A 10,194-nucleotide genomic window follows, 5' to 3' on the forward strand; every position below is an offset into this window, starting at 1 on the left:
CAGACAGAACGATTAGAAAAACAAAAACAGCGAGAGACCGAGAAAGCAATCGAAGAGAAATTGAATATTCTTGGGAACGACTTTACCAACAGATTGGAAGAAAACTTCAAGAGAATAGACGGCGTTTTACAAAGACAATCTAAACAAACGCTTAAAAGACTTATTCGGTTTTACACATTTCCGCTTTGCTGTTTAGGAGGGGTTTGTCTGATCTTATGTCTGGTTAGCTTCATTGCGTCTTACTATTTTTACACTCAAATACAAACCTATCGTCAAGAGGTAAGAACTTTACAAACTTCTGCAAAACTTTATGAACAAACCAGTAAGGGGTTAAATCTAACTCATTGTGAATTGCCTAATAAGACAGATCGGGTTTGCATTGAAATTGATCCAAATTATCAGGATCAGATATGGGATAAAAAATTTAAAATTGTAAAACTAAAATCTCATTGATTTTTTAATTTTATCCACAGGGTCAAAAAAGAATTCACAGGTGATTTTCTTATTATAAATTTATTAATATATTATTAAGGGTCATTATCCACAAGGTAACCAATTGAAAATAAACAATAAATTATCCACAGGCGTGTTTAAAGTCACGTAATAGCGTGTTTAAAGTCACGTAATAGCGTGTTTAAAGTCACGTAATAGCGTGTTTAAAGTCACGATAATAACTATTGCTTTATAAGCTAAAGTTACATTATTGTATTAGCTACAATAAAAAAGGGTGATTGCTAGAACAATCACCCTTTAACAACCATTTATCTTAATACTCTTGCGTGAGAATATAAAACAATGATTTGTACAAAGAATACCATTCAACATGGATGTGAAGCAATACAAAAAAAAGATAAAAAAAAACATCTTTCTCCCAAAAGGCACCGACAAACAGATTTTTTTATTGCAGATATATTTAATAATCTGACATTTCAAGATGATATAGCCAGTATGGAACACCCCTTATTCGCTTTAAAAACTGGTGATAACAGAGTAAGGCGATATGAACATAATAACTTTAGTATAGTTATCGCTCCTAACCCTGAATATGGCATGGCTACAATTCATGATAAGGACATCTGGATTTATTGCATCTCAAAACTCATGCAAGCCATTTATGAAGAAAAAGAAATTAGTCGAACTGTTCATTTTACAATATATGATTATCTTATCACCACAAATAGGGGCGTTGACGGTCGTTATTATGAAAAAGCCAAAAATGCTTTAGATAGATTACGTAGTACAAATATTACAACCAATATTGAAACAGCAAAGACAAGGGAGGCACGTGGCTTTGGACTAATTGATGCGTGGCGTGTTGTTGAAGAAAAAGACGGACGTATGGTCAGAGTGTCTGTTACTCTCCCTGATTGGCTATATCGTTCCGTTACCTCTAACCAGGTTTTAACCATCAGCCCCGACTATTTTAGATTAAGAAAGCCCTTAGACCGCCGAATTTACGAATTAGCTCGTAAACATTGCGGAAGCCAAAAAGAATGGAAAATTAGATTAGAATTACTATTAAAAAAGACAGGTAGTAGCGAAAATCTAAGAGAATTTAGGCGCTCAATCAAATCTTTAGTCGCAACAAATGAGCTGCCAGATTATAATGTATTCTATAATCTTGAGAGTGATCTTGTGAACTTTACACAAAAATATAAACTCGTTTAAACCATATTTGATCTGTAAACTCATTTAATAAGATAATTTACGGGTAAAAATATACTAATCCATTAAACGAGCGATAAATAAAAGTTACTTATCATCTGTGAATTTAATCGTTTCAAGAATTTGAATTAAGTAAGGAGTGTAATCTCCTTTGGTTAATTCTGGTTTACCATGACTAGCTGCGATATATTGAACATCTCCATTGCCACATAATTGTTGTGTTCTCTTCGTATTCGTTAAACAAAACCAAGCCATTTTCGTGCTAGAAGTTAATTGAGGATCATTATTCGAATAATTGGATATATTTGTTACTAACCACCCAGTCGCATTCTTTGCTTTTAATTGATATATTTGATTTCTGAGAACTGAATAAGCTTTAGAATTTGTATTGACGATAACGTAAATAAGTTCTTTTTTATCATCTAATGATAAATCCCATTGTTGAGTTTGGCTGTTGTAAATGGCACTAGAATCACTCATTTGTATATTCTTAGTTTTACAACTAAAATTAAAATTTGAAGTAGAAATATATGGATTTGTTTTATTTTTTGTAAATTTTTTACTTATAATAATAAAATTACTTCTTATCGACGCCCATTTGGGTGTCTCAATTGTAATAGGTTTACAATCACTTTCATATTTTTGTTTTTTTGGAAAAGAATTTTTTCCATAAGATGGAATTTTCCAGTCTATTGTATAGGTTTTAGTTTTAGTTTCATTTTGTATCACCCCTTTTGCCCAAGAACTCGTGCTTATTATGCAAACAAAAAAGCTGGTTAATATACATTGCTTACTTATCATCTGTGAACTTAAGCGTTTCGAGAACTTGAAGTAAATATGGTGTATAGTCTCCGTTATTAAAATCTGGTTTTCCATGATTAACCACAATATCCTGCACCTCTCCATCACCGCATACTTGTTGAGTCTTTTTAGTATTTATCAGACAAAACCAAGCATGCTTAATACCAGAACTCATTTTTGGATTATCAAATGAAGTATTTATAATTTCTGTGTAAAGCCATCCGTTTGCATTTTTGGTATTTAATTGATAGAGCTGTCTTTTTTTAGTGGGGTAATTGCCATCATTATCATTTACAGTAATATTAATTAATTCGTTTTTATCTTCTGACGATAAATCCCATTGTTTAATTTGCTTATTATAAAATACGCCTTGATCGCTCATATTAATATTCTGTGTATTACAATAAAGAATAAAATCTGAATTAGAAATATATGGAAGTAGCTTGTTTCTTGTAAATTTTTTATGAATCGTTATAGAGTTATAATTTGAAGAAATCCACAAAGGCAAATCTATAGTTACTTTACTACAATTATTAACAGTTTTTTTATTAGAATAAGAAGATTGAAGATAAGAAGGGATCTTCCAATCAATTAAATGAGGTTTTATTTCATACTTTTGTAAATCTTCTTTTGCCCAAGAGCTCGTACTTATTATACAAATAAAAAAACTGATCAATACACATAGTTTATTCATTCCGATTTACCCCTTAATCCCTCTTGGCACATAATTTTCTGGCAATTCTAATGTTTTATTTCCTTGCGTATCTGGAAATTTCATTTCTGTTAAAATAGACAGGCAAGAAGCATAAGCACAACAACGATCTGGAAATCCATTTAACCCCAACTTTCCTTCATCATAATCCGTTCTGCTAATATGACCAGGCAAATTAACGGCCGCAGCAGCCTTCCAAAATGCTATGCTTTTATAATATTTTTTAGACAATCCTTTGGGGGTTGTTGTAGTAATTGTCTTACTTATTAAATCATGTGATTCGTCGGCATGCGCGTTAGGAACACAAGAATTTCGATCTTGATAAACCCAATAAAAACCAGCAGAATCTACAGGTTCTTTTATTGTTTTTTCTTGTAATAATTTTCTAAAATCTGCGTATGTCGCTGGATTAATAGTGTTTAACCCCTTAAACTTCCAATATGCTTGATAATTATCTTCATGAGTTAGCTGTAATAAACCTCTACCATACCAAGGGGCATAAGATTTTCCATTTCCACCCGTTTCTTCTAATTTTCTTAGCCACCCTGTTTCTTGAATAGCATTTCCAAAAAAACAAGCCATTCGTAATGGGGTTGTAATACAATATTTTCTTAAAGCCTTATTAAGATTAACGTAAATATCATTAATTAAATCTTTACCTAATGGTGCTTCCCAATGATATTCTGTATGGTCATACACATATTTTGCTTTATGCGTCGTCGGATTAATGGTTTTCTTTGTTTTCTTTTGCTCCCGAATAATATTTTTTGGAATAAGCTGTTTCATTTCATACTTACTCAACCACGAACATTTTCGAAAGTGTTTAATGAACTCGATGGGTGGGAAATGCCAATGGTTTTTATCGATGGGAATGCCCGCCTCATCCCAAAAAGCTAGGGATTGAACATGAGCTTTAAAATTGGCAAACTTCTTGTCGTCATTGGAAAAATAATCTTTCTTGATCCATCCATAACGTTCATCAAATTTATCCGTGCTCCATTCGGTCGGGAACTTATAAAAAATTCGCTTTATTTTTTTTTGAACAGTCTCACTAGCTAATGCATTACACTTCAATAAATAATCATCGGTTTTATTATTGACCATAACCTTGCCATAACCACCATATTTAGACATTTTTCTTTTTTCATCTTGCTCTTTAGCTAATACAATAGAGCCAATAATCAAAGAATCACAGCGTCCATCGCCATCATTATCATCGCTAACAACCCCCCATCCTTTCCAATATGGAAAATCAGCATCACTATATTTCTTGATATAAGATTTATTCAAATCAACCCAGTATTTTCCTTTGGCTGTTTGAATTTCCCTAAAGTGAGTGACTGTTGCAGGCTCTGCAAAATCCTCATCTCCAATGACCCGACCAAATCGTAATAACTCAAAGCCAGCCGTAGGCTTAGAAGGGTAAAGTGCTAAAGAGGCTTTATATAAATTATATTCATGCACGACATCACTATAAGAACTATCCCCCTTTGTCACCACAGGATCACCAACTAAAGGATTTCCATCTTCATCATAACTTGTGAATGTACATTTCCCCTTATCAAATGCCATTTCAACATATATGTTCTGACCAACCGTTAGATCAGTCCCATTATCTTGTTTTTTAGGAAGGCAAACTGTCTTTTTCACTTTAATAATTTTATTACTTACCGCACCCGTTCTTTTATTTTTAACAGGAACTACTTTATCTTCTTCAACAATGCTCTGTTCATAAATAGATGCACCTTGAGGCACATAAAAATACATACTGCCAAAACAAGCATTGGTTCGACCGCTTTGAGCTCTAAATGCTTGTTCACATCCATATTGATTAGTATAATAACTAGGTGCAGTAAATGCTAAATCTCCGATAAACTTCTTGGTATTTACTTCATCAGCAATAATCTCAAAATGAATTTGACCATCTGTTCCATAAATCTGCCCTGCCTGACCAATCTTGCCTTTACGATGAATATCAGAACCTTTTATTACCGTGGCTTCAATCGATTTTAAATGCATGTAAATCGAATAAAATGTAACAGGTAAATCTTCACCAATCTCTGTATCATGCTGAATAACAACACAGCCATTATCACACCAATCTTCTTGCCCTTGATGATTTTGCGGGTGTGGCACTGTTCCTGCCTTATTATCTGGCTCTGGAGTAGGTTGACGAACATATAACACTTTCCCATCAGCAATCGCTCTAACGGGCACTTTTGTTTTACTATCTACATCTGGAGCAACTAAATGCACTCCACCATGCCATTGAAAATAATCACTGACAGGAAATTTTCCATCCCCTGTTGACTGCATATACTTCTCTACAAAAACATCACTAGATTGATTTTGATCAACATCACCATCAGGCAAAAAAGGAGGACTTATAATCATTTCTGAATGCTCTTTTACTTAGAAAACTTAAAGGCAGGTTTTGATATAGGCTTTGGCATAGGAGGAGGATCAATAGGCATTGAACCTGGGGGTTGTTTTAAAACAACGGCTGTTTTATGGATGATATGATCTGGCGCATTCATAATCACTTGATCTGGAGTAAGTTTGATAAAACATTTATCCCCACAAACCAGATTAATCTCTTTCGGAGAAAAGGTCTGTATCTTCCCATCATGAGACCTTAGCGTAATATCCATTTTAGCATCTAAATTCATCTGACTATTTTGCGCCTGTAGCTCAACTTTTCCGTAACCTGCAATCGCTCTAAGGTCTTTATTATGGGCAAAGAGGGATATCTCATTGGATGCTGCCATCGTGACGTTGTTTTTAGCATTGAGGCTGACATCTTTGCCTGCTGTAGTAATGACGTTGCGTCCTGCATTATGTTGGATCGTGGATGGCGTTGTCTGAGCAATGCCTGCGGGTGCTGAGATGAGGACACTGGCTTGCTGTAATGCTGAGACTGCCCCCTCAATCAACGCCATTAGGTTTGAAGTATCCAACCCTGTGGCTTTTGATGCATCTGCTGCCTCTTTGAGCTGCTTTGCTTGGTTTAACGCTGCGCTGAGCTGTCCTGTCGCCTCGATCATATCCAGTGAGGTAGAACTCGCCTTTTGTCGTCCATCCGCACTGATGAAGATGCCGTTATTGGCTCTAATCGCTCCCCATTTGTCAGTTCTCAGTTCAAAGCCTTCTCCTCGTTGTTGTCTGGAACTATCGACGAGATGCCCCATATTAAGCTGGGTCTTACCTGCATATTCCGTGGAGATCTTGATATGTTCTTTCCCCCGCTCATCCTCCATACGGATCTTGTTATTTGATGGCGTGCGTAGAACATTGCGTTTATAATTCTGAATGGTAACATGATCCCCATTAGATGAATCATGTAAGGCATAAGCAATATAGGGACGATCTGGATCCCCATCTTCAAACGCAATCGCTACTTCTGTCCCGTCTAGTAACGGCCAGTGAAAGCCATAAGTTCCCCCACTATAAGGCTTGGCTAGACGCACCCACAGGCTTTCCTTGCCCTTGTCCCATGTATCAAGATCAAAATCGAACTGAACCTTATAGCGTCCTATCTCATCAATATGACTATAGGTATCGAACTTCTCGGTGCTGCTGACACGTGCGGGGATGGTTCCTGCAATATGCGGTCTTTGTGGGAGTTTTGGTCTAAAGCCAATCTGATCGCTATAAGGGATTGCTTCAAAAGCCATCTCATATTTACCATCTCTTGAGCCATGATTGGCCGTAGAGACAATCAGAAACCCTTCTTTTAAGGCGTCATCTGTTGATCCGCCTTCTAAGTCTAAGACCTTGCCAGGATAGAGTGAAGGATCATTAGTTGTTCCATAAATCCGAACCTTCTCGTTTTTATAACGCTCATTATGGAGCCTTGCATGAAAAGACCCCGTTTCGATTTCGGGGTCTATGTCTGTGCCACGTTGTAAATATCGATCCCCATAATGATAGGGGGTGCCATAGGTGGTCTGATCGGGCTGCCAATCATCGGTCTGACTATTTTGGGTGGCATTGGCAGTGCGGTAATTATAATCTTTGACCTTTGCCCCTGCTTGCACGACGTTATGGTGGACTTTTAACCCCCATACGGAAAGAATACCTTTATCATTCATGCCAGAGCCTGCTGGATTACGTACAGGGAGGCTATTACCAAAGACATACTTGGTCTGGTCGTCAGAGAAGACCACCACGTCTAGCTCAAGCCTGCTATCCATATCAAAGCGATACCAAATCCCATCCCATGCAAGCTTTCTGGCGATAAAGTCGTAATCGGTTTCTTTATATTGCATATCTTGCTCATGAGCAGGGTAAGTATGCTTAATGTCAAAATGGAAATCTTGACCTTCAAAACGATGGCGATCCCTAAGGATTTTCTCGACAATTTGAGGAATGGATTGGTTTTGAAAGATGGAGGTATATTGAGTTTTCCGTAATAGAGCCAACCGAGGTTCTAAGGTAACACTGTAAGTGGTTTGGTCTTTGGAACTTCCATGATTTGCAAAGCCTGTAATAACGCCATAAACCCGTCTTTGGGGTTCTAAATCGGAAGGGGCTTGAAAGAAGAACTTTGCAGGACAGTTGAGCACATCTTGAGGGGTAATAGTGGGATCAATAGAGGTGAAGTTAATCTGATAAGAAAAAGGCTCGCTGAGCGTTTCTACCCCTTCAAAACTCTGCACATCAATGTTGGTATTACAGCCTGTAATGCTTAGATGATAGCGATTATGCCCAACCCCAGAAACCCCTAATTCTATGCCAGTGAGAAGAGCCTTGGTTGCCCCGTCAACAACATCAAACATCCCCATAGCATAACCCCCATAATTAGTTAATAAATAGATATTATTACAAAGATAAAAATTAGGCCGTTTCAATTAACCAAGCAAGTCACAATTCAGAAAAAGAATAAAATTATTCCATTTTATCGCTCATTCACCCTATTGACCCCTACTAACCATCATGTCAAAACTAAAATAATCTTCAATCATGAGGTCAATCATGCCTATTGTATCTATCTCAGAAGCTGCTCGATTAACTGGGAAAAGCCGTCAAACGTTACACCGTCATATTGTTACAGGTAAACTGTCAAAATGTAACACAGATACAAATGCAATAGGCGTTGACACATCAGAACTTTTAAGAGTTTACGGAAATATAAAAAATTACAATGTTACAGATGTAATAAACAAACAAAAATTACACCAAATTACAGGTAATGCTACACACACTGTAACAGATCAAACACAGTCAAAAAACAGAATAGCCCAACTAGAAAATGAATTATCTATTTTAAAAGTAAAGGTAGATGAACAAGAAAAAAGAATAGAAGCCAAACAAGAGACGATAGATAGTCTTAAAACGGCATTAAAGCTTCTTGAGTATCGCCAAGAGAAAACAGAGGCAATCCCACCTAAAGAGACACAAACAGCCTCAGAGCCTCCTCAAAACACCCCTACACCGCCAATAGAACCAGCCACTCCATCAACAGGCTTCTGGGGTGGATTTAAAAAGCTTTTTAAATAACTTCACTTATCCACAAAATTGTGGGTAAGGCTGTTTTTAAATATTGTATAAAACTCTATTTTTAAACATTTAAAAGCCTTTTTAATTATTCTTTATTATTGCTTCTTTTATGAGTTTTAAATCTCATTTTTTATATACTAGCAACATACTAGCTTTTTTTCTGAGTTTCCCAACGTTTTTAAACTAAAGCTCCTAACTATATATTAACTTTTTTCGATAAAAATCAAACTAAAACACAATAAAATCAATATCTTATGTCAAGCTATGCTTGCGTATGGTGTATGTCCTAAAAATGCCCTAGATTAAGGGTTGTTTTTTGTCCATTTTTGTGAGCAAAGCGAACGCATGGCTGTTTAGTGCCATTTTTTAGAGTATTTCACTATAAGAATAATTTGCTTTTATGGTGTGCATATTATAGATAAAGGGGACTATTATTTTTCCTCTTTTTGAAAGTAATCTCTGTGATAGAAAAACGCAACAAAGAGATTAAACTCCGCTTAACGCCAGATGAATATGAACGCTTACTTCAACGTAAAACAACCCCTCATTTAGCCCAATGGATCAGAGAGACCTGTCTTGCAGATAGATCCCCTCCAATAAAACCTCCTCCAAAAGCGGATCCTGATCTTCTGATAGAACTGGCTAGATTGACGGGAAGCGTTAATCAGCTCCATATCAAACTCAATAGCAGCCCAACCAGCTCTCCCTTTAAAAGCAAAAAAGAACATCAGGCTTTATTGGCAAGCATCGAGCATTCCTTACAGGAACTTTGCACGCATCTTATCCATCAACCAACAAAGAAGCGTCAAACATCATGTTAATTCGTTTCTTACCCCAATTAAAATCCACTAAACCTCGTCGATTAATAGAAGATCTGCTAAACCAACCTACAACCCATCTCTTGGTTGGCTATCCTGAATTAGCGATTGCACTGGCAGAAAGTCTTGTGTTTAAAATGGCCTATAATTTTGGCTATTTGGCATTTGAGGAACATAATATTCCTGAGAAATACAAATATCAGATTATTAGCCACTTTGAGAAAACGTTTTTAGCGGGTTTATCTGCGGATCAGTATCAAAGCTGCTGGTTTGAACATCGAAATCAACAAAGATTACGACTGTATTTTTTTATACCCACGATTGAGCTTTCGACGAGGAAGCGGATTAATCTCTATTATGACCGTGTGGATCGTCCGCTTTGTGAGCATTTTCAACGAGCGATTAATTTACAATACGATTTAACGACTCCAGATGATCCACAGAAGCGTCAAACGCATAAGGTTGCTACCAACCTACCAAAAAGAACAAAAGGTATTGTAAAGGCTTTAAATGCGCTTATAGAGGGGGGTATTCAAAAAGGTAAGATTCATCATCGAACAGGTATGCTTCAGTTTCTTGAGGAACATGGCTTTGAGATTGCAGGAACGACCTCCACAACCCTTTCGATTAAAAACGGCACAGAGCCAAATATCCGCCTAAGAGGGGCGATTTATGAGCAAGATTTCAGACTTGATCAAA

The 10,194-nt window shown here is 36.6% G+C and carries 9 protein-coding genes; 5 read left to right on the top strand and 4 right to left on the bottom strand.

What is annotated here, in order from left to right; genetic code table 11:
• Both CIN_RS11965 and trfA read left to right on the top strand, forming a co-directional pair.
• Nucleotides 1-453: hypothetical protein (locus CIN_RS11965; protein WP_040364487.1), on the top strand; the 453-nt coding region annotated here is incomplete at its 5' end.
• Nucleotides 454-795: 342 nt separating this feature from the next.
• Nucleotides 796-1,668 (top strand): plasmid replication initiator TrfA, encoded by an 873-nt coding sequence (gene trfA / locus CIN_RS11050; protein ID WP_008855174.1) that lies wholly within the window; start codon nt 796-798, stop codon nt 1,666-1,668.
• Nucleotides 1,669-1,752: 84 nt separating this feature from the next.
• Here trfA and CIN_RS11855 read toward each other — a convergent pair whose 3' ends face one another.
• The 4 genes from CIN_RS11855 to CIN_RS11070 all read right to left on the bottom strand — a co-directional run bounded on the left by CIN_RS11855 (nt 1,753) and on the right by CIN_RS11070 (nt 7,962).
• Nucleotides 1,753-2,145 carry a hypothetical protein gene (locus tag CIN_RS11855; RefSeq protein ID WP_139017017.1) on the bottom strand — a complete coding sequence of 131 codons (393 nt, stop codon included), beginning with the start codon at nt 2,143-2,145 and terminating at the stop codon, nt 1,753-1,755.
• A 310-nt stretch (nt 2,146-2,455) separates the two neighbouring features.
• The gene (locus tag CIN_RS11060) at nt 2,456-3,160 is read right to left on the bottom strand and encodes a hypothetical protein (protein ID WP_008855176.1); all 705 of its coding nucleotides are present in this window, start codon (nt 3,158-3,160) and stop codon (nt 2,456-2,458) included.
• Between the two features lie 6 nt (nt 3,161-3,166).
• Nucleotides 3,167-5,572 carry a M23 family metallopeptidase gene (locus CIN_RS11065; protein ID WP_008855177.1) on the bottom strand — a complete coding sequence of 802 codons (2,406 nt, stop codon included), beginning with the start codon at nt 5,570-5,572 and terminating at the stop codon, nt 3,167-3,169.
• A gap of 14 nt (nt 5,573-5,586) precedes the next feature.
• Complete coding sequence (locus tag CIN_RS11070) at nt 5,587-7,962, bottom strand: type VI secretion system Vgr family protein (RefSeq protein ID WP_050798438.1); 2,376 nt, start codon at nt 7,960-7,962, stop codon at nt 5,587-5,589.
• Between the two features lie 190 nt (nt 7,963-8,152).
• On the opposite strand from CIN_RS11070, the gene CIN_RS11075 reads away from it, so the two are divergent.
• The 3 genes from CIN_RS11075 to CIN_RS11085 all read left to right on the top strand — a co-directional run.
• On the top strand, nt 8,153-8,677 hold the full coding sequence (locus CIN_RS11075) for a hypothetical protein (RefSeq protein ID WP_050798439.1): 525 nt from the start codon (nt 8,153-8,155) through the stop codon (nt 8,675-8,677).
• A gap of 461 nt (nt 8,678-9,138) precedes the next feature.
• A complete protein-coding gene (locus CIN_RS11080) occupies nt 9,139-9,498 on the top strand; it encodes a plasmid mobilization protein (RefSeq protein WP_050798440.1) in 360 nt (119 codons plus the stop codon).
• Nucleotides 9,447-10,194 (top strand): relaxase family protein (locus CIN_RS11085; RefSeq protein ID WP_170314059.1); only part of this gene is annotated, 748 nt, incomplete at its 3' end. The genes CIN_RS11080 and CIN_RS11085, both read left to right, overlap by 52 nt.

The organism is Commensalibacter intestini A911, from assembly GCF_000231445.1.
Classification (GTDB): domain Bacteria; phylum Pseudomonadota; class Alphaproteobacteria; order Acetobacterales; family Acetobacteraceae; genus Commensalibacter; species Commensalibacter intestini.